Origin of the sequence: Microbacterium testaceum (assembly GCF_001476285.1) — a bacterium.
In the GTDB taxonomy this organism is placed as follows: Bacteria; Actinomycetota; Actinomycetes; order Actinomycetales; family Microbacteriaceae; genus Microbacterium; species Microbacterium testaceum_B.
Window position 1 is genome coordinate 24,626 of record NZ_LDRU01000071.1, and the last position, 19,570, is coordinate 44,195.

The following is a 19,570-nucleotide window of genomic DNA, read 5'->3' on the forward strand; positions in this document are numbered from 1 at the left end:
CGTCAGCCGGTGACGGATGCCGCGACGTCGGCCTCGAGCGTGATCCACGCCCCGAGCTGCACCGAGAGGTCGAGGTCGTCGCCGTCGGCGCGTGCCGCCTGACGCGGATCTGCGGGGAACAGGTCGCCGCGACGGCCCTCCCACAGCGCCTCGGCGTTGACGCGCACCAGGCGTCGCGCGCTCTCGGCCACCGCGCGCTGCTCGTCGTCCGTGGGGCCGTCGGAGAACGACGCGGCCGCCTCGGCGAGGTAGCGGGCGAGGATGCCGGCGAAGAGACCGCCGTCGCCACCCCCGGCCGCGGGGAAGAGGCCGTCGTCCGGGGCACACCAGCGCTCGACCGCATCGACGAGGCCCGCCGCGCGAGAGAGGTGCGCGTCGCGCGAATCGGCGTCGGGCGCCGTTTCCGCGAGCGCGAGAGCCGAGCCGATCGCCACCCCCTGGTTGTACGTCCACAGCTCGGGCCGGACGGCGCCGTGCTCGACGCCGTCGCGGACGAGTCCCGTCCCGGCGTCGTCGAGGGTCGCCGCGACCCACGCGTCGAGGTCGACCGCCACCCCGCGTCGCGCGGTCCACGCCAGGGCGATCGCCGCGGGGGAGTTGGCGGGCGCGTTGTACAGGCTGCTGCCCACCGCCCACGGCAGCGCCCCCACGGCGGGGTCGATCGCGTCGGCGAGTCGGCGGACGAGCCGCTCGATCCGCCGATCCCCGAGGTCGTAGCGTTGCAGTGCGAGGGTCATCCACGCAACGTCGTCGTAGAACGGCGTCGTCCAGCGACCGAGCGTGCGGAGGGTGACGCCGCGGTGCAGCTCGCGCTGCAGCCGCGCCCGCCGCGGATCGGGGCGGTGCTCCTGCGCGTCGCTGAACGCGTGCAGGAGGTGCGCGTGCCACCAGTAGTGCCACGTGCGCGCCCCCGCGACCCCGGGCGCCGCAGCGTGCGCCCACGCCACCGGACCGAGGCGGTGGACGAAACGGCGGACGACGGCGGCCTCGGCGGACATCGCGCGCGCCTGCGCCGGGGAGGTGGCATCCATTCCTCCATCCTGCCCGCGGCACGGATCCGGTCGGACCGGCCGCGAGGGGCGTGGCGCTGCCCTAGAATCGTCGGCACGATGGACGACCCTCCCAGTTGTAGACCCAGGCCCCAACGACCCTCTCCCGCCGACCGCTCGAGCGGGGGTGATGCCTGATGGATTACGTCATGCTGGGCGTGGGGCTGCTCCTCACCGTGGGAACCGGACTCTTCGTCGCGAGCGAGTTCGCGCTGGTCAACCTCGACCGCGCCGACCTCGAAGCCCGCCGCGAAGCCGGCGAGTCCCGACTGTCGCTCACGATCGATGCGCTGCGCATCACCTCGACGCACCTGTCGAGCGCGCAGCTGGGCATCACGCTGACGACCCTTCTCACCGGTTACACGATGGAACCGGCGATCTCGAACCTGCTGCGCCCCGTGTTCGCGTCGTGGGGACTGCCCGAGGCGGTGACCGTCTCGGTCGCGGCCGTCATCGGCGTCGGTTTCGCGACCGTGCTGTCGATGATCCTGGGCGAACTGGTGCCGAAGAACTTCGCGCTCGCCATCCCGCGGCAGACGGCGAAGCTCGTGATCCCGTTCCAGGTCGCCTTCACCGCCGTCTTCAAGCCCGCGATCGTCGTGCTCAACGGCAGCGCCAACGGCGTGCTGCGTGCCATGGGCGTGGAGCCCAAAGAGGAGTTGTCGGGAGCCCGGTCGGCCGAGGAGCTGTCGAGCCTCGTCAAGCGATCGGCGAGCGCCGGCATGCTCGAGAAGGACACCGCCTCGCTGCTGGATCGCAGCCTGACGTTCGCGCGCCTCAGCGCGGCCGACGTCATGACTCCCCGCCCGAGCGTTCACGCGCTCGCCGCGGGCGACCCCACCGACGACGTCGTGCAGCTCGCCCGACGGACCGGGCACAGCCGCTTCCCCGTGTACGGCGAGTCGATGGACGACATCGTCGGCGTCGTGCACCTCAAGGCCGCGATCGGGGTGCCCCGCGAGAAGCGCGGCGAGGTGCCGGTGGCGGCCCTCGCCACCGAACCGCTCCGCGTTCCCGAGACGGTGCACCTCGACGCCCTCGTGTCGGAGCTGCGCTCGCGCGGCTACCAGATGGCGATCGTCGTCGACGAGTACGGCGGGACCGCGGGGATCGTGACGCTCGAGGATCTCGTCGAGGAGATCGTCGGCGAGGTGCTCGACGAGCACGACCGCTCGCGCGCCGGTGTGGTGCGGACGGCCGTCTCGCTGACCTTCCCCGGCGACCTGCGTCCCGACGAGGCGCTCGACCGCGCGGGCGTCCGCGTGCCCGAGGGCGACGCCTACGACACCGTGGGCGGCTTCATCATGGCGACCCTGGAACGGATCCCCGCGGTGGGGGACACCGTCGACATCGAGGACGGTGTCCTGACCGTGAACCGCATGGACGGCCGTCGTGTCGATCGCGTCCAGTACACGGCAAACCCGGTGGAGGAGAACATCGACGACCTCGTGCGCGCCGCGAAGGGCGGTGATCAGCGATGAGCGATTGGGCTGGAATCGCCTGGTTGGTCGTCCTCCTCGTCGCCAACGCCTTCTTCGTCGGCGCGGAGTTCGCCGTCATCTCGGCCCGTCGCTCACAGGTCGAGCCGCTCGCGGAGCGTGGCTCGCGTGCGGCGAAGACGGCCCTCTACGCGATGGAGCACGCGACGCTCATGCTGGCCACGTGCCAGCTCGGCATCACGATCTGCTCGCTGCTGATCCTGAACGTCTCGGAGCCGGCGATCCACCACCTGCTCGAGGGTCCGCTGGGTCTCACCGGGTTGTCCGAGGCGGCCGTCGGCGTGGTCGGCTTCGTCGTCGCCCTGCTGCTGGTGTCGTACCTGCACGTCGTGTTCGGCGAGATGGTTCCGAAGAACCTGGCGTTCTCGCTGCCCGACCGGGCTGTGCTCATGCTCGCCCCGCCGCTCGTCGCGGTGTCGAAGGCGTTCCACCCGATCATCGTCGCGCTGAACTGGACCGCCAACCACGTGCTGCGACTGTTCCGTGTCGAGCCGAAGGATGAGGCGGCATCCACCTTCACCCTCGATGAGGTCGCCACCATCGTGAACCAGTCGCGGCGCGAGGGCGTGCTCGACGACGCCGCGGGTACGGTCACGGCGGTCGTGGAGTTCACCGAGAAGAAGGCCGCCGACATCGCTGTGCCGATGGCCGCGCTCGTCACGCTGCCGGAGCGGACCACGCCGGGCGAGATCGAGCGCGCGGTCGCCCAGCACGGCTACTCGCGGTACGTGATCGTCGACGAGGCCGGCCATCCCACGGGCTACGTGCACCTCAAGGACGTGCTCCGCGCGGCGGACGGGTCGGATGCCGACATGGCGCGCCCCATCCCGAGCAAGCGGATCCATCACATGGTGTCGGTGCTCGAGACGACCGACCTCGAGGACGCCCTCGCGCTCATGCGCCGCTCGGGTCGTCACCTCGCGCAGGTGCGCGACGAGGCCGGCGACGTGCGCGCGGTGCTCTTCCTCGAGGACGTCATCGAAGAGCTGGTCGGCGAGGTGCAGGACGCCACCGCGCGCCGCCGCTTCGCCTGACGCAGAGCACCGGATGCCACGGGGCCCAGGCCTCGCGGCATCCGGTGTTCTCACCGCCGGGCGGTTCGCGTGATGCCGCGCGGTTCGCGCGGGGTTCGCCGCGCGCCCGCCTGCGGCTCAGTAGGCGCGGAGGTACTGCGCGGGCGCGGGAACGGGGTCGCCGAGGGTGGCCGCGGCGCGCAGCGCGTAGTGCGGGTCGCGGAGCCATTCGCGGGCGGACAGGATCGCGTCGGCGCGGCCGTCGGCAAGGATCTGCTCGCCGAAGGTCGGGTCGTCGATCATGCCGACGGCGGCGACGAGCAGTCCCGTCTCGCGGCGGACGGTCGCCGCGTAGTCGACCTGGTATCCCGGCCCGGGGACGATGTGCTGATGCGGCACGAGCCCGCCGCTCGAGACGTCGATGAGATCGGCGCCCGCCTCGGCGACCAGCCGCGACGCGGCGACGGTGTCGGCCACGTCCCAGCCTCCCTCGGCGGCGTCGGTCGCCGAGAACCGGACGAACACGGCCACGTCGGGGGCGGCGGCGCGCACGGCCTCGGTCACGCGCACGACGAGGCGCACGCGGTTCTCGAAAGAGCCGCCGTAGGCGTCGTCGCGGTGGTTCGTGAGCGGCGAGAGGAACTGGTGCAGGAGGTAGCCGTGGGCGGCGTGGATCTCGACGACCTCGAAGCCGGCCGCGACGGCCCGGCGGGCGGCATCCGCGAAATCGGTGACGACCTTCTCGATGCCCTCCACGTCCAGCGCGACCGGCTCGGCGAACGAGTCGTACGCGAGCGCCGAGGGAGCGACGGTCGTCCAGCCGCCGTGGGCGGGCGAGACGCTGCCGCGGCCTCCGGTGAGCGGCGATGTGGTCGAGGCCTTGCGCCCCGCGTGGCCGAGCTGCACGCCCGCGACCGAACCGCGCGCACGGATCGCCGCGACGATCGGGGCCCACGCCTCGGCCTGCGCGTCGTTCCAGAGGCCGACGTCGTCGGGCGAGATGCGCCCCTCCGGGGAGACGGCGGTCGCTTCGGCGATGACGAGGCCCGCACCCCCGGCCGCGAACTGGGCGAGGTGGACGTGGTGCCAGTCGTTCGGCATCCCCTCGGTCGCGCTGTACTGACACATGGGCGACACCCACAGGCGGTTGCGCGTCTCGATACCGCGGACGGACAGGGGTGTGAAGAGGGTGCTCACGTCGGACCTCTGCGTTCTATGGTGGCGCCATGACGGCGAAGGAATGGACCGGGGAGGACTGCTCCCGCGCCCTGCGGAGACCAACGGCTCGCGACGACAAGTATTCCCGCGGGGTGGTAGGCCTTCGCGCCGGCTCTACCCGCTACCCCGGCGCGGCCATGCTCGGCGTCGAGGCCGCGTGGCGCACCGGCACGGGCATGGTGCGTTACCTCGGCCCCGAGCGCGCGCAGGATCTCGTGCTGCAGCGTCGACCCGAGACGGTGACCGCCGACGGGCGCGTGCAGGCGTGGGTGATCGGATCGGGAACGGATGCCGCCGAGCGTGACGCGGCCGAGACGGCGGCGCTGCGCGGCCTTCTGAAGGGCGACCTGCCCGTCGTCGTCGACGCGGGCGCGCTCGATCTCGTCGTCGGGGCCAGCGCCCCCGTCATCGTGACGCCGCACGCGCGGGAACTCGATCGTCTCCGCTCCGACCTGGGGCTGCCGTCGATGGATGCCACGGACGACGACGCACGCGAGGACGCGGCTCGCGAGACCGCCGCGGCGTTCGGGGGAGTGGTGCTCCTGAAGGGCGCGACGACGATCGTCGCGACGGCGGACGGGTGGACCCGTCGGGTGCGGGCGGGCACGCCCTGGCTCGCGACCGCGGGGACCGGTGACGTGCTCGCGGGAGTCCTGGGCGCCGTGACGGCGGGGGCGGTCGCGGAGGATCGCGTCGGTCTGGAGGATCTCGCGGCGTGTGCGGCGACCGCGGCGTGGCTGCACGGGACGGCCGGGCGGGCGGCATCCGGGATCCACGGGGGAGCGGGCGGGCCGATCACCGCGCTCGACGTGGCGGAGGCGTTGCCGCGGGTGATCGCGGAGGTGCTGTCGGACTCGATCGCGTAACGGTTGCCGCGTCCACACCGGCCGAGCGCGGCTGCCCGTCCGGGCCGTCGAGGGTCTCCCGCTTAGGATGAGGCGGTGCTGAGGCGTGTCGTTCCCCTGTTGATCGCGTTCGTCGCCGTGCACGTCACCGTGGCGGTCCTCGGCTACCAGCAGCCGAACGAACCCATGGGCGACGTGTACCTGGTCTACGAACCCTGGTCGCGCTGCGCGCTGTTCGGGGGCATCGACGTGACCTCCTGCACGCGGTCCACGACGTGGGAATGGCCCGGCATCACCGAGAAGTGGATCTACCCGCAGCTCGCCTTCGTGCCCATGACCTTCGCGTGGGTGTTCGCGTGGGCGATCGGCTACACCCCGGCGTGGGCGCTCACCGTGTCGCTGGCGAACCTCGTCGCCTTCGTCATCCTCGTCGGCAAGGGTCGCTCGACCGGCCGGGTCGTGGCCGCGTGGTTCTGGCTCGCCGCGATCCTGCTCATCGGGCCGGTCGGTCTCTACCGCATCGACGGGATCACGGTGCCGTTCGCGATCCTCGGCAGCATCTGGCTCGTGCGGCGGCCGTTCGTGGCATCCGTCCTCCTGTCGATCGCGGTGTGGATGAAGGTGTGGCCCGCGGCGATCCTCGCGGCGGGACTCATCGTGGTGCGACGCCGGCTCTCGCTCGTCTGGGGCGCTGTCGCGGTGTCGCTGGCCACGGTCATTCCCGTGGTGGCGCTGGGCGGTGCGCCGTTCGTGCTCGGGTTCGTGGGCGACCAGACCTCGCGCGGGATCCAGATGGAAGCGCCCGTCGGGGGTCTCTACATGATCCTCGCTTCCTTCTACGTGCCCGGCTCGGAGGTCTACTACGACGGCGGGGTGCTCACGTTCCAGGTGACCGGTCCCGGCGTCGAGCCGGTCATCGCGATCATGACCCCGCTGATGCTCCTCGTCATTGCCGGTGTCGCGGTCGTTGGTGCGCGCAAGCTCTGGGCGGGCGCGACCTTCGTGACCCTGTTCCCACCGCTCTCGCTGGCCCTCGTGACGGCCTTCATCGCGCTCAACAAGGTCGGCTCGCCGCAGTACTACGTGTGGGTGTTCGCGCCCGTGATCCTCGGGCTGATGATCGATCGCCGCCGGTGGTACGGTCTCGCGGCGCTCACCCTCGTGATCGCCGGGCTGACGCAGTGGATGTACCCGATGGTCTACGACGGCCTCATGGCCACGCACCCCGCTCCCTTCCCGGTCTTCCTGCTCGAGGCGCGCAACGTGCTCGCGATCGTGCTCATGGTGTGGGCGATCGTGCGCGTGGTGCGGGTGCCCGTCGGGCGCGTCGCCCGCCCCGGCGACCTGCGCGAGTTCGTGACGGGCCGCCGTACGACGGCGATCGCTGCGACGGCCGACTAACCTCGACACCATGCTCGTCGCCTTCTCCGTCGCCCCGTCCGGAACGGGCAGCCTCTCTGCCGAGAACCCCGATGGGTCGGTGCACGACGCCGTGGCCGCCGCGGTCGCCGTCGTGCGCTCCTCGGGGCTCGCCCACCGCACCACCTCGATGTTCACCGAGATCGAGGGCGAGTGGGACGAGGTGTTCGACGTCGTCAGGCGTGCCACCGAGGCGGTCCTGCCGTACGGCTCGCGCGTGTCGCTCGTGCTCAAGGCCGACATCCGACCCGGCCGCACGGGCGAGATCGACGGCAAGATCGAGCGCCTCGAGCGCGCGATCGACGACGCCGCATCGGAGTGAGTCCGCGCTGACCCGGCCGGCATCCGCTCCGAGGTCCCTTGCCGCGCCGTCGCGCGTCGCGCAAGCGGCGGGATCACGCGTCGCGCAAGCGTCAGGATCGAAGCGCGCGGCCGGATAAATTGAGACAGGGAGAGCGGGGGGAACGGGTGGAACCGGAGATCGGTGAGGCGCTGGGCGCCTCGTACCGTTTCGTCGATCGGATCGGATCCGGCGCCGCGGGCGAGGTGTGGCGCGTGCGCGACGTGCGCGACGAGACGCTGCGTGCCGCCAAGGTGCTCCGCCGGGAACACGCACAGGATGCCGACCTCGTCGAGCGTTTCATCCGCGAGCGCACCGTGCTCACCCGCCTGCGCGACCCGCACGTCGTCGCGGTGCGCGACCTCGTCGTCGAGGGCGAGCGCCTCGCGATCGTCATGGACCTGGTCGAGGGCGGGAGCCTGCGTCAGGCCCTCGACGAGCGCGGTACCCTGCCGCCCGCCGAAGCCGTCGCCCTCACCGCGGCCGTGCTCGACGCGCTCGCCGCCGCGCACGCGGTGGGCACGGTCCACCGCGACATCAAGCCCGACAACGTCCTCCTCGATCGTGACGCGCGAGAGGGCGACGACCCCGGGGCTGCCGTCCGTGTCGTCGACTTCGGCATCGCGCGCGTGCTCGACGAGCGCCGCCGCTCGACGACCGCCGTCATCGGCACGCCCGAGTACATGTCGCCCGAGCTCGTCACCCTCGGCGAGGCCGGGCCTCCGAGCGACGTCTACGCCACCGGCATCCTGCTCTACGAACTCCTCTCGGGTCGGACGCCGTTCGCCGGTCCGGGAACCGACTTCACCGTCGCGTATCGGCACGTCAGCGCCGAAGTGCCCCGCCTCGACGTGCCCGACGACCTCTGGCGTGTTCTCGCCCGCCTTCTCGCGAAGGCGCCGGCGGAGCGCCCGTCGGCGACCGAGGCCGCGGCGAGCCTTCGGCGTCTGAGAGCGTCGATCGCGGAGCTCGCGGCTCTCACGCCGGCCGCCGCTCCCGAGGGTTTCGTCGAGGCGGAGAGACCGGCGACCGTGCTCCGGGGCGTCGCCCCGACGGCTCCCGAACCGGTCGCGGTGTCGTCGGACGAGCCGGCACCCGAGCTCGGTGCGGCGACCCAGGCGACGGTCCTCCGACCGATGCCGCGTCGCGAGGCGCCCAGGCCGGTCGAGGCAGAGCCCGAGGCGAAGACCTCGCTGTGGACCCGGATGCCGCGCGGCCGCGCCCTCTGGATCGCGGGAGCCGCGGTGGTCGCCGTGGCCGCGGTCGCGGCGTTCTTCGTGTTCCGCCCTCCCGCGGGGGAGTCCGCACCGGCGGCAGCCGGACCCGTCGTGACCTCCAGCCAGCAGGACCGGGCCCTGCCGACCGGGTTGAGCGTGAGCCGCTCGGTCAGCTACGACCCGGAGAAGAAGCTGGCGACCGTCACGATCGAGTACGGCGCGCAGAATGCTCCCCTCGGCGGGCCGTTCCTCGAGGTGCTGCCCGGGGCGGCGGAATCGGACGCGTGTCCCGCCGTCACGTGGGCGGACGCCACGGTCGATCGCAACCAGGCGAGCGTCACCGGCATCTCGGTGCCCTGCGGGTGGAGCGTGGACGGCCTCACCGTCCCGACGCAGGACTCGGTCACCGTCACCGCCCAGGTCTCGATCGCGCTGAACGGTCAGGAGGCCGTCGATGCGTGGCTGAAGGCGGCCGCGGCGGCCACGACGAAGGCGATCTCGGACTCCGAGGTGTCGGGGGCCGCGTATCCCGTGCAGCGGCTGCGCAGCGTTCAGGTGACGACGCCCTCTCGCACCGTCGGCGGGACGGCCCTGCCCGTGACGCTGCTCCCCGTCTGGCCCAGCGGCCCGGATCCGGTGAACCCCCTGTTCACGAGCCCGTCGGTGGGGGAGCCGAGTGCGATGCTCGACGCCGTCGCCGGGGGGACCAGCGGGGTGCGTTTCAGCGACGGATGCGCCGGCGCCCTGACCGTCTCATCGGACGGGCTCGTGGTGACGGCGCTGTCGGTCGCTCCCGACTGCACGGTGCGCGCTCGGGTCGGCAACTTCACCGACCTCGTGAGCCCGCCGTTCGGCATCACGACGCGCTGAGGCGCGCGGGCACGCGCAGAGTGGCGCTGAGGCGCGCGGAGTGGCGCGGAGGCGCTCAGTCTCGCGCGAAGACGCTCGGAGGCGCGCCAAGCCGCGTGCGGAGCGGGCGTTCCGCTCAGCCCGCGGGGACGGCGACCGACGGCCCCGCCGCCTGGACGAAGCGGGCCGCGCCCGCGACGCACGCATACCCGCGGCCGGTCGTGACGGCGACGGGGGCGCGGCGGGGGAGCGTGACGCCCAGCAGATCGCCGTCGTAGTCGACGTCGGGCTGCAGCAGGACCCCGCAGCGCGACTTGCGCAGGGTCTTCGTCCAGCCGGAGTACTGCGCGCGGAGGTCGGCGGAGCGTCCCGCCGCGATGATCAGCACGTGCGGCTGCGACATCGTGAGCAGCCCCGCGAGCGACTGGTCGGAATCCTCGAACGACTCGGCGTCGTCGACCAGGATCACGACCGGCCCCTTCTCGAGACGTACGGATGCCACGAGCGCGGGGATCTCGTCGGAGCCGACGACGACGCGGTCGAGGTCGGCCGTGGCCAGTGGTGAGCGGCGACCGCAGACACCCCACACGGTCACCGGGGCGGTGGCATCCGGAGTCATCCGCACGGACTGCGCGATCGCGAGGAGCAGCGTCGACTTGCCGGAGCGGGCGGGTCCGGCGACGAGGACGTGCTCGCCCTCGTAGACCTCGAGGAACGCCGGGGCGAGGTCGGATTCGGCGACGCCGATGGGGATACGCCACGGCTCCTGCCGGAGGTCGGCCGCGACCCCGAGGTCGGCGATCCCGACCTGCTCGGGAAGCCGGCCCACCACCGGAGCCTTCGCCGCGGCGCCGGCGTACGTCTCTTTCACGCGGGCCACGGCGCCGGCCAGCCCGTCGGCGGGAGTGGCGACGTGCGCCTGCCGGGCCGATTCCGCGAGCACGCAGCGACCCGGGACCGACGCCGGGGCGTCCTTGGGGCGCAGGCCCGCGGAGGTGTAGTCGTAGGGGTCGGCGAGGCGGAACATCCATTTCTGGGTGGTGACCTCGTCGATCGCCGAGGGGACCGCCTTGGCACGGGTCGTCGACACGGCGAAATGCAGACCGAGCTCGGGGCCGTCGGCGTACGCGCGGTAGAGACCGTCGAGGAGCTGCTGGCCCTCGTGGTCCTGGAACTCGTCGCGCAGGGCCGCCAGCCCGTCGATCAGCACGATCGCGCGGCGACGCTGTCCCTCGTCGGCGCGGCGCCGCTCGAGGTCGGTGCGGAGGTGGCGCAGGAATCGCGCCTGCTGCTCGCGCGCACCGCCCCCGGCACCCACGTAGGCGACGGTGTGGGGAAGGTCGGCGAGCGGCGCGAGGTCGCGGGCACCGGCGTCGAGCACGAGGATGTCGAGGTCGTCGGGGTGCGACTCGGCCGCGAGGGCCAGGGCGATCGACGACAGGGCCGTGCTGGTGCCGCTGCCGGGGATGCCGACCGCGAGCAGGTTGCCCCGCGACAGGTTCCACCCCGCGGCGACCTGCCGCTGGCTGTCCGGCTCATCGGCGAGAGCGAAGAACACCTCCGCACCCTGCACGCCGCCGACCGCGGGGACACCCGGCGTCGGGGCGTCGTCTCCGAACCCGACCAGCGGCACACGCGCGCCCAGCGCCTCGGGCCACACCGGCCGCGGAGCGGCGATCCCAGCCTCGTCGGCCGCCGCGCGGATGGCGTCGATCACGACGTCGAGGTCGGTCGTCGAGTCGTCGACCACCGTCGTCTTGGACGCGGGAGCGATCCCCGAGAACGTCACCGGCTGCAGCTCGACGGCCTCGACGACGGCGCGCTCCGAGGCGCCGGTGACCAGCGCGGTCTGCACGGGCGCGATGTCGTCCTGTCCGCGCTTGATGTACGCGCGACCGCGCTGGGCGCGACCGATCGCGGCTGCCGCCGGGACACCGATCACGTTGTTCGAGTCGTCGCGGCTCTGCACGCGCAGAGCGACCCGGAGGTTCGTGTTCGCGAGGATGTCGTCGTTGACGACACCCGCGGGGCGCTGGGTGGCGAGGATCATGTGGACGCCGAGCGTACGGCCGACGGCGGCGACGCTCACGAGCGACGACAGCACGTCGGGGAAGTCCTTGGCGAGCATCGCGAACTCGTCGACGACGAGCAGCAGCCGCGGCATGGGCTCGGCGGGCTTCGTCGCGAGGTAGGCGTCGAGGTTGTCGACGCCCTCGCCCGCCGCGGCGAAGATGCGCTGACGCCGCCGCATCTCGGCCTCGAGGGAGCGGAGGGCGCGGTCGGCCAGCTGCTCGTCGAGGTTGCTGATCGTGCCGATCGTGTGCGGGAGCCGCTCGCACGCAGCGAAGGCCGCGCCGCCCTTGAAGTCGATGAGGATGAAGCTCAGGCGGGTGGGGTCGTTGCGCAGGGCGAGCCCCGCGACGAGCGAGCGGAGGAACTCGCTCTTGCCCGAGCCGGTCGTGCCGCCGACGAGGCCGTGCGGGCCGTCGTGCACGAGGTCGAGCTCCATCGTGCCGCCCTCGCCCGTCCCGATCGGGGCCGTGATACCGCGGGCGTTGGCCCACAGCTCGCGGACCGCGTCCGCCGTCACCTCGTCCAGGCCGAGGAGCGGCGGGAGACGCACGAGGCCGGGCAGCGCCGCGCCCGGGACGACGAGCTCGGGATCGTCGAAGCGGGCGACGTCGCGGGCTCCCGCCGCGGCGGTGTCGACGTCGATACCCGCGAGGATGACGTCGTCGACCGTCACGAGGTCACCGGGGCGGGTGACGGTGGCCGCGGCATCCGGCGCCACCCGCACCACGACGGTGCACGCGGCGGGGAGCTGCTCTTCGGACGACGCGAGGACGATCCCCGAGACCTGCACGCCCTGTCGGTCGCGCGAGAGTGTGGTCGCGCCGTCGGGGCGTCCGTGGCCGAGCAGCTCGCGCGCGGGGGCGTTGCGCCCCTCGGTGAGGACGTCGGAGTCCAGCACCAGCAGAACGGCTGCCGTGGGGATGTCGTGGATGCCGTCGCGCAGACCACGCAGCAGATCCGTGCTGCGTTCGCGGTTGTCGGACATCCAGCGTTCCTGGGTGCCCGTGCCCTGTCGGCGCGTGTGGGGGAGCCATCCGGCCCACGCCCAGTCGGGAGAACGGCCGGCATCGCAGAAGACCCCGAGGGTCAGATCGGCCGGGCCGACATGGATGCCCGCCTGGATGACGAGGCTCCGGGCCAGCGCGAGAGCCCCGTCGCGGTCGCCGACGATTCCGACGACCCCGCCCGCGGTGAGGTCGATCTCGACGGGCGCGGCGGGGATGGCGGCGGTGTCGAGGATCTCGCGGACCTCGTCCTCGAGGCGGGCGCCGGAACGCTCGTCGATCGCGGGGCGCCACGGGACATCGCCGATCCCGGCGTGCAGCGCGAGCAGGTCGGGCGAGCCCGCGCGGCGCTGCCACAGCGTGGTCGCGGGGATCGCCGCGCGCCGGAGGGTCGTGGCCGGGTCGGGGATGGCATCCATTCTCCGGGCCTTCTCGGCCTGCCCGGCCGAGGCGATGTCGTCACGCAGGGTCTGCAGGGCCTGCGTGAACCGCTCGTCCTCTTCTTTCACGTTCTTCGTGTGGCGGCGCTTCTGCTCGAACCAGACGCCGACACCCAGGACGGGGCTGAGGGCGGCGAACAGGGCGTACCTCGCGTCGCCGAGCATGAGGACCATCGCGAACGCGAGCACCAGCGGGGCCGCGACCGTGATGATGCTGAACTTGGAGGCCGGGGGGACGTCCTTGCGGCTCGGCGGGGTGATCGGGTCGGGCTCAGGGGGCCGACCGGGCCGCGGCGGACGGTTGAAGGGCGCGGTCGCGGCCGGGGTGATGTTGTGCAGCGAACCGGGCTCGGGGGCGGGGGTCTCATCGATCGAGGGGCGCAGGAGCACGGTCGTGCCTCCCGCGGTGATGACGGCGGGACTCTCGACGACCGTGCCGTCCTCGGCGGCGGCGGTGCCGTCGACGAGGGTGCCGTTCGTCGATCCGCGGTCGTCGACGCGGAGCCCGTCGTCGTCGCGCGCGGCCGAGAAGTGCTCCCACGAGGCGCTCGTGGTGGGGAGCCTGAGGTCGGCCTGAGGGGAGCGTCCCGCGATCAGTGCCCGCCCGCGCGGCACGTCCACGACCGGTCCGGCCTCCAGGCCGCCGGACAGGGTCGCCGTCCAGTCCGTCGCGGGCTTCGGTCGGGGCGACGCCGAGAGGGCGATGCGCGTGCCCTCGAGCAGCAGCACCTCGCTCAACGCCGTCGAGGCGGGGTGCCGCTCCGCGTCGACCGCGACGAGGGTGTCGGGGGCGACATCGTGTCCGGTCGCCGCCGCGATCAACTCGCCCAGCGTCGCCTGGCTGCGGTGACGGGCGAGGTCGACCACCTGCTCGTCTTCGTCGATCGCGATCAGCAGACGCATCGGAGCCTCCGGGAGATGTCAGTCGGGCTGTCCGGCGAACCACACCAGCGGTGCGGTGGTGTCGGCCGACAGGGGGCGCAGGCCCAGATTCTGATCCGCCGAGTACAGGGGAACGATTCCGGGCACCAGGGCGGTGGGCTTCGTGCCGTCGAGCTGCGGACCGGCGATGCCGTCGGCCGCCCCGGCCGACAGCGTGCCGAGTGCCGAGGCCACCGCGGAGGGCTGCGTGCTGCCGGCGGATGCCGCAGCGAGCGCGAGCAGGATGGTGGCGTCGTGGCTGCGCGAGTCGGCGAGGCCGGCGACGGAGGCGAACGAGCGGTCCTCGAAGAGTGTCGTCGCCGAGGAGTCGTCGGCCACGACGCGCACGCCCGCGAGGAAGGCGGACATGGCTCGGCCGTCGGCGTCGGACGAGAGGGCGACGGTGTCGCTCCAGCCCGCGCCGACCGTGGTCAGGTCGGTCGAGAGGGTGCCGCCCGCGGACACGAGCGCCTCGGAGAACGCCGGCGACGTGGCCTCGGGCGTGACGACGATCGGGAGATCGGCGTCGTCGCTCTGGAGGAGCTGTACGACGCTCGCCTGCGTCGAGGCGGGCCCGTTGATGAGGACCGCGTCGAGGGGGCGCGATCCACGGGCCGCGGCGACGGCGGCACGGAAGGCCGCGGCGTCGCCGCCGGCTGCGAACGGCACGATGGCGGCGGGGGAGAGGCCCGCGGGCGTGCCGTACCCGGCGTCCACGAGAAGGACCGACGAGGCGCCCTTCAGCGCCGCGGGAAGAGCCGCGCCGATCGCGTCGCTCGTGGGGCCGGTCAGCCAGACGCCGTCGCCCGCGAGCGAGCCGTCGGTGACGTACGGAAGGACGGCGGGGACGCCGGCCGAGCGGGCGACCTCGACCGCACCGGTGACGTGCGACCCGCTCGTGGCGACGACGATGCCGGCGGCTCCGTCGTCGACGAGCTCCTGTGCGGCGGCGCGCGCGCCATCGGCGGTGCCCTTGTCGTCCACCGCGCGGACCGTGATGTCGTGACCGCCGAGAGCCAGGCGGCGGGCGGCCACGACCGCGCCGTTCGCGGCATCCTTCCACTCCGCGCCTTCGCCGGGGGCGGAGGAGAGCGAGACGATCACGCCGATCGTCAGGTCATCGGGGACCGGCGCCGAGATGGCGACGGGGATCGAGCCGACCGCCTGGGCCTCGGTGGGGCGCGTGAGCGACCAGGTGGTGACGCCGGCGGCGACGAGGACCACGGCGGCGGCCCCGGCGATCAGGGCCACGGTGCGACGCTTCACTTGCCGTCTCCGATCCGGAAGGTGTACACCGTCTGCGTCGCGGCGCCCGCGGGAGCCTCGATGTGGAACGGCGGCAGCTTCGCTCCGGCCTCCAGCGAAGCCTGCGTCTGCGCCTGCTGGAGCAGGATGCCCGCGACGTCTTCGGAGCGCACGTTGGCGTACCCCTGCGCCTGCTGCGAGGCCAGGGCGAGCTGGACGTCGGCGGTGTCGACCTTCGCGGCGCTGGTGACCATCGATCCCAGGAGTCCCGAGCCGTTGACCTGACGGTCGCCCAGGTCGAGGAGGACCTTGTTCAGGTCGGCCTGCAGGAGCGAGGACGCGCCGTCCGTGTCGCGGGTGGCGGCGCCGATGCTCGACGAGATCGACGACAGCGACGACAGGGTCTGCGCGGAGACGCTCTGCGAGATCGCCTCGCCGGCGGCCGTGAGGTCGTCGCGCTGCGACTCGACGGTCTCTTTGCCGCTCTGCGCGATGTCGGTCGAGGTCGAGGTCAGACCCGACACGGAACGGTCGAACATGGCGCCGATGGTGGCGGCGTCCGTCTTCCCGCGGGCGGAGATGACGCGCACCTGCTCCTCGATGAGGGCCGAGACCTTCGCGGCCGCCTCGGCGTCGGCGTCGGCGAATGCCCGCTCGATGCTCGGGCCGAGGCCGTCCTGCTGCTTCTCGAGGGCGTTGATGCGCTGGTCGAGCTCGGTGCGCTGGTCGGCGAGGGCCTTCGTCGAGTCGGTCAGCGAGGTCACCAGAGCGGTGAGGTTCTCGTTGCCGTTCCACGCGGAGGAGCTGATGCGGTTGACCGCGTCGCGGACCTTCGAGGTCTGGTCGAGCAGTCCCGCGATGGCGGTGCCGAGGTCGCCGGAGGGCTGCGTCTTCTCATCGACGCTGATCCACGCGGCGGTGTCGGCCTTCAGGCGGTCGAGGAGCGGCGCCGAGTAGCCCCACGGGGTCGAGAGCTGGTCTCCCTCGCATCCCTCGGAGGTGAGGAAGGAGCGCAGACGGTCGACCTCGGCGAGCGTCGGGCCGCCGATGACCACGGGGGAGGAGGAGCTCTTCGCGTCGGAGTCGCCGCTTCCCTCGTCGTCGCCGCCCGTTCCGGAGGTCGAGGTGGGCTTCGGCGTGGGCTCGTTGCCGCCGCCGGGAGGAGTCCAGTCATCGTCCGGGGCCAGCGTGCAGATCTCGTCCGCCAGGCGGTCCGCCTGTTCCCGGATCGAGCCGCGCACATCCGGGTTTCCCAACTCCGCCTGGGCGTCGCGAGAGATCTGGTTGACCTGCGACAGTGCGGAGTTGAGCGATCCGAGCGAACCCGACAGCGTGTCGAGTGCCGTGCTGACCTCGCCCAGCGACTGCGGGACGGAGCCGTCGGGGAGGCCGTCGGTGACCTTCTTCGTCGCGGCCTGAACGGCTTCGACGGCCTGCGAGGTCTGGTCGAACTGCGTCACGACCGACGACATGAGCTCGGGCTTGAGAGAGTCGACGAGCTCTCGACCGTCGACCACCAGCTGGGCGAGCGTGGCGTTCACCTCGCCCTGAGCGCTGAACAGGGCGCACGTCGTCGACGGGGTCTGGCAGGTGTCGGCGCTGGGAGCGTCGGGGCCGATGGTCGAGCGCAGCGCGTTCTGCACCTCGCCCTTGCATTCGTCGGCGGCGGAGGCGTAGTTGTCGAGCTCGACCGCGAGGCGCTGGATGTTGCCGTAGATCGTGTTGGCTTCGCCCGGGATCGTCGACGTCGCCGAGCATCCGCTGCCGCTCGGGATCGACGGGGGCGGCGGTGCGCTGGTGTCGCCGAGCATGCCGTCGACGGCCGAGAGGGCGCTGCCGAGCTGCTGGAGGACCGCCGAGTTGGTGCTGTTCACCGTCGTCGAGAGGTCGGACTGCAGACCCGTGAGCTGCGCGGTGAGACCGCGCATCGACGTTCCGAGCGAGGTGGTGCTGTCGGCGAGCTCTCGTGCCGTGCGTACACCGAGGGTGTCGGCCGTGCTCTCGAGGTTCGTGCGCACCTCGGTGATCGTCGTCCCGGCTCGGCCGAGCACCTCGTTCACCGCCGCGACGACCTCGATGGTGCGGCGCTGGAGCGCGAGCTGCGACGTGGGGTCGTCGTTGAATGCCGCGTCGAGGACACCGCCGATCGACGGATCGGTCGAGATCCCCGGCTGCACCGCGATGTCGAACGCGGGCACCGAGAAGTCGTCGACGTCGGCGACGAGGGTGAGGGTGCTGCTGGCGCGACCGGAGGGCGGGGCGAGCAGCGACGCCCACTGCACCACGGCGTCGCCGTCGTCGGAGCGGCTCAGCACGCCGTTGGTCACGGCGGAGTCGGTGTCGGAGTCGATGACCACGCGGCTGGGGGCCACGCCGCCGAGGACGGTCGACGCGGCGATCGTCAGGGGCGCGCCCACGAGCGCTTCGCGCGTGCGCGACTGACCCGCGGCGTCGTACGTGAGCTCCTGGGGCTTCACGGTGAGGTTCTCGACCGTCACGTCGATCTCGACGCGGCCCGAGTAACCCTTGAGGTCGCCCAGGTCGGTGCCGCTCGAGTCAGCGGTGCGGTACGAGGTGCGGATGCGCACGGGGATGTCGTTCGCGACGTCGGCGGGGGTGAACGAGGCCGTCTCGCTGGTCGTCTCCGAGGGGGAGTTGCCGATGGCGATCGTCGTGGACTGCACGCTCTGGATGGCGGCGTCGGTGGTGACCCCGACGGCGACGGACTGCAGCAGTCGGGTGGCCGTGATCTGCGCCTCACCGTTCGTGCACGCGGTCACCGTGACGAGCGCGCCGACAGCGACCATCGCCGCGATGACGCGCGGGAGCGCGCCTCGACCCTTTACAGATTTCCCCACTGACATCCGTCCCCCTTGAACACCGTCCGGCAGCCGCCGTCGATCGTAGTCGCTCCCGCTGACATCGCCAGATTCGGGGGTCGAGCTTGACATCTGACCCCACCGTCGTTCGTCGGCATCCGACGTTCGCGCGGGCGGCGGCTCCTCGCCTCGAAACGATTCGACAGGCGTTCTCCCGCCGACTACCATCGTCGGGTGACCTCTTCGACGACCTCGAGAGGTGCGGCGATGCGGGCGCTCCTTTCTCTCGCCATCGGCAGCTTCGGCATCGGCATGACCGAGTTCGTGGTGATGGGCCTCCTGCCCAACATCGCCCGCGAACTGGTGCCCACCGTGTGGGCCGCGTCGCCCGACGACGCGATCGCCCAGGCCGGCTGGCTCGTGTCGCTCTACGCGCTCGGCGTCGTCGTCGGCGCCCCCACGATCGCCGGATCCGTCGCGCGGTTCCCGCGGCACCGGGTGATGATCGTGCTCGCGGCCGCCCTGGCGTTCTTCACGCTCCTCACCGTCATCGCCCCGACGTTCGAGCTCGTCGCCGCGTCACGATTCCTCGCGGGCCTCCCGCACGGCGCCTACTTCGGTATCGGTGCCCTCGTCGCCGCCGACGCCCTCGGTCCCGGTAACCGCGCGAAGGGTGTCGCCTTCGTCCTCACCGGTCTCACGATCGCCAACGTGGTCGGTGTCCCGCTCGGCACGCTCCTGGGCCAGCAGGTCGGCTGGCGCGCCGCGTTCGCGGTCGTCACCGGCATCTTCGTGCTCGCCACGATCTGCATCGCCCTCTTCGTCCCGAAGCACCCCGGCGCACCGGGACGACGACTGCGCGACGAGCTGCGCGTCTTCCGCATCGGACAGGTCTGGTTCGCGCTCGGCATCGGCGCCGTCGGCTTCGGCGGCTTCTTCGCGATGTACAGCTACATCGCCCCCATGATCACCGAGGTGGCCGGGCAGCCCGAGTGGGCGGTGTCGCTCGTCCTCGTGCTCGTCGGCGTCGGCATGACGGTCGGCAACGTCGTCGGCGGGGCACTCGCCGACAAAGACCTGCGGTTCTGGCTCTTCGTCGGCCTCGTCGCGCTCGGCGCGGCGTCCGTCGGACTGGCACTGACCGCCGGGTGGATCGTCACGCTCGTGCTGTTCGCCTTCCTCGTCGCGTTCTGCGGTGCCGCCCTGAGTCCCGGCATCCAGACCCGGCTGATGGATGTCGCCGAAGACAACCAGTCCATCGCCGCCGCGCTGAACCACTCCGCGTTGAACATCGGAAACAGCCTGGGGGCCTTCCTCGGCGGTCTCGCGATCGCCGCCGGTCTCGGACTCGTCGCTCCCGCGTGGGTGGGGGCGGTGCTCGCCCTCGGCGGGCTCATCGTCGCCATCGTGTCGTACCGCGTCGAGGACCGCTCGGGTCGTCACCCCGAGCACCGGATGCCGGCGGCCGAGGCCGCGACCACCGCGATCACCGGCTCGATCCCGACGCAGGGCTGACCTCGGCGGTGCCCGCCGCGGCGCACCGCGCCCCGGCGCCCGCACGAATGTCGAGTGTCCAAGACACGCCGTTAAGCTCCCGCCTGTGATGTCTCAGGACATCG

At 72.4% G+C, this 19,570-nt stretch carries 12 protein-coding genes; 7 read left to right on the forward strand and 5 right to left on the reverse strand.

The genetic code is table 11. The features are described 5' to 3' along the window. Positions 1–2: 2 nt before the first annotated feature. Positions 3–1,031, reverse strand: coding sequence for a glycoside hydrolase family 76 protein (locus NS283_RS12500; RefSeq protein WP_058597193.1), 1,029 nt, complete (start codon positions 1,029–1,031; stop codon positions 3–5). 155 nt (positions 1,032–1,186) lie between these two features. On the opposite strand from NS283_RS12500, the gene NS283_RS12505 reads away from it, so the two are divergent. Beyond that, complete coding sequence (locus tag NS283_RS12505; RefSeq protein WP_058597194.1) at positions 1,187–2,530, forward strand: hemolysin family protein; 1,344 nt, start codon at positions 1,187–1,189, stop codon at positions 2,528–2,530. After that, positions 2,527–3,582 carry a hemolysin family protein gene (locus NS283_RS12510; RefSeq protein ID WP_058597195.1) on the forward strand — a complete coding sequence of 352 codons (1,056 nt, stop codon included), beginning with the start codon at positions 2,527–2,529 and terminating at the stop codon, positions 3,580–3,582. The genes NS283_RS12505 and NS283_RS12510 overlap by 4 nt, the downstream gene beginning before the upstream one ends. 117 nt (positions 3,583–3,699) lie before the next feature. Here the strand turns inward: NS283_RS12510 and NS283_RS12515 are convergent, their stop codons facing one another. Further along, positions 3,700–4,758 (reverse strand): NADH:flavin oxidoreductase/NADH oxidase, encoded by a 1,059-nt coding sequence (locus NS283_RS12515; RefSeq protein ID WP_058597196.1) that lies wholly within the window; start codon positions 4,756–4,758, stop codon positions 3,700–3,702. A gap of 29 nt (positions 4,759–4,787) precedes the next feature. On the opposite strand from NS283_RS12515, the gene NS283_RS12520 reads away from it, so the two are divergent. The 4 genes from NS283_RS12520 (at position 4,788) to NS283_RS12535 (ending at position 9,470) form a co-directional block, all read left to right on the forward strand. Next, positions 4,788–5,645, forward strand: a complete 858-nt coding sequence (locus NS283_RS12520; RefSeq protein ID WP_058597197.1) for an ADP-dependent NAD(P)H-hydrate dehydratase — start codon at positions 4,788–4,790, stop codon at positions 5,643–5,645. A gap of 75 nt (positions 5,646–5,720) precedes the next feature. Further along, positions 5,721–7,025 carry a DUF2029 domain-containing protein gene (locus NS283_RS12525; protein ID WP_058597198.1) on the forward strand — a complete coding sequence of 435 codons (1,305 nt, stop codon included), beginning with the start codon at positions 5,721–5,723 and terminating at the stop codon, positions 7,023–7,025. A 10-nt stretch (positions 7,026–7,035) separates the two neighbouring features. Further along, positions 7,036–7,365: a thiamine-binding protein gene (locus NS283_RS12530; RefSeq protein WP_058597199.1), complete on the forward strand. Its 330-nt coding sequence runs from the start codon at positions 7,036–7,038 to the stop codon at positions 7,363–7,365. 146 nt (positions 7,366–7,511) lie between these two features. Further along, positions 7,512–9,470, forward strand: a complete 1,959-nt coding sequence (locus tag NS283_RS12535; RefSeq protein WP_058597200.1) for a serine/threonine-protein kinase — start codon at positions 7,512–7,514, stop codon at positions 9,468–9,470. Positions 9,471–9,585: 115 nt separating this feature from the next. On the opposite strand, the gene NS283_RS12540 is transcribed toward NS283_RS12535, so the two are convergent. Genes NS283_RS12540 through NS283_RS18720 form a run of 3 tightly spaced genes read right to left on the reverse strand, consistent with a single transcriptional unit; the run spans position 9,586 to position 17,990 of the window. After that, positions 9,586–13,869: an FtsK/SpoIIIE domain-containing protein gene (locus NS283_RS12540; protein WP_058597201.1), complete on the reverse strand. Its 4,284-nt coding sequence runs from the start codon at positions 13,867–13,869 to the stop codon at positions 9,586–9,588. Positions 13,870–13,887: 18 nt separating this feature from the next. Next, positions 13,888–15,153, reverse strand: coding sequence for an ABC transporter substrate-binding protein (locus NS283_RS18715; protein ID WP_058597202.1), 1,266 nt, complete (start codon positions 15,151–15,153; stop codon positions 13,888–13,890). Beyond that, positions 15,150–17,990, reverse strand: coding sequence for a hypothetical protein (locus tag NS283_RS18720; RefSeq protein WP_153003363.1), 2,841 nt, complete (start codon positions 17,988–17,990; stop codon positions 15,150–15,152). Before NS283_RS18720 ends, NS283_RS18715 begins: the two co-directional genes overlap by 4 nt. A 228-nt stretch (positions 17,991–18,218) precedes the next feature. On the opposite strand from NS283_RS18720, the gene NS283_RS12555 reads away from it, so the two are divergent. Beyond that, entirely contained in the window at positions 18,219–19,466 is a 1,248-nt protein-coding gene (locus NS283_RS12555) for an MFS transporter (RefSeq protein ID WP_058597204.1), read from the forward strand. Positions 19,467–19,570: the final 104 nt, after the last annotated feature.